Here is a 1,474-nt window from a genome sequence, read left to right on the forward strand (position 1 = left end):
TTAACAGAGGAACAAAAGATGATTAAGAAAGTGGTATCTGATTTTGCAGAAAAAGAAGTAGAGCCAATTGCAGGAGAAATTGATGAGACACATGAGTATCCTCGAGAGAATGTAGAAAAAATGGGAGAAGCACATATGCTAGGAATCCCTATTCCTCAAGAATATGGAGGAGCAGGAGCAGATACTTTAAGTTATGTATTAACTGTAGAGGAATTATCAAGAGCTTGTGCTACACATGGTATAATTTGTTCTTCCCATACCTCATTAGGATCTGATCCTATTTATAAGTTTGGGAATGAAGAACAAAAGGAAAAGTATTTAAAACCATTAGCAAAAGGAGAAAAGGTAGGAGCATTTGGTTTAACAGAACCAAATGCAGGAACAGATGCATCTAGTCAAAAAACAACAGCAGTATTAGATGGAGATGAGTATGTATTAAACGGAAATAAGATTTTTATTACAGGAGCAGGAGAAGCAGATACATTTATAATTTTTGCTATGACTGATCCAAGTAAAGGAACGAGAGGGATTAGTGGCTTTATTGTAGAAGCAGATACTCCAGGATTTAAAACAGGAAAGAAAGAAGATAAGATGGGGATTAATGCTTCAGATACGAGAGAATTAATTTTTAATGATTGTCGTGTTCCTAAAGAGAATTTATTAGGAGAAGAAGGAGAAGGCTTTAAGATAGCAATGCAGACTTTAGATGGAGGAAGAATAGGAGTAGCAGCTCAGGCACTAGGGATTGCTCAAAGAGCATTAGATGAGTCAGTTCAATATGCTAAAGAGAGAGAGCAGTTTGGAAGATCGATTGGTAAATTCCAAACTATTCAGTTTAAAATAGCTGAGATGGCTACTAAAATAGAAGCATCAAGAAACTTAGTCTATAAAGCAGCATTAGCTAAAGACAATCAAAAAGTATTCTCTAAAGAAGCAGCAATGGCTAAGTATCATGCTTCAGATACAGCAGTAGAGGTAGCTAGAGAAGCAGTGCAAATTCACGGAGGATATGGATACATGAGAGAATATCCTGTTGAGAGATTATATAGAGATGCGAAGATAACAGAGATTTATGAAGGAACAACAGAAGTACAGAAGATGGTTATTGGAGGAGAATTATTAAGTTAATTAATATAATAAGTTAAAAGGAGGTAAAAGAAATGGATATTGTAGTATGTGTAAAGCAAGTACCAGATACAAATGAAGTTAAGATAGACCCAGAAGAAGGAACATTAGTAAGAGAGGGAGTTCCAAGTATTATAAATCCAGAAGATAGACATGGGATAGAAGAAGCAATTAGATTAAGAGAAGAGCATGGAGGAACAGTTACAGTAATTAGTATGGGACCACCTCAAGCTAAAGAAGCACTGAAAGAAGCCTTAGCTATGGGAGTAGATGAAGCAATTTTATTAAGTGATAGAGCTTTTGCAGGAGCGGACACTTTAGCAACAGCGTATACTTTAGCTCAAGGGGT

Annotated in this window: 2 protein-coding genes; both read left to right on the forward strand. The window is 36.0% G+C overall.

Going from position 1 to position 1,474, the window contains the following annotated elements:
• The coding region (locus ACYQ3D_RS12570; RefSeq protein WP_459838802.1) for an acyl-CoA dehydrogenase at positions 1-1,128 on the forward strand (1,128 nt) is incomplete at its 5' end.
• Between the two features lie 32 nt (positions 1,129-1,160).
• Positions 1,161-1,474, forward strand: a 314-nt coding sequence (locus ACYQ3D_RS12575; RefSeq protein WP_459838804.1) for an electron transfer flavoprotein subunit beta/FixA family protein, incomplete at its 3' end; no start/stop codon positions are given.

The sequence above is a fragment of the Halanaerobaculum tunisiense genome, assembly GCF_054657635.1.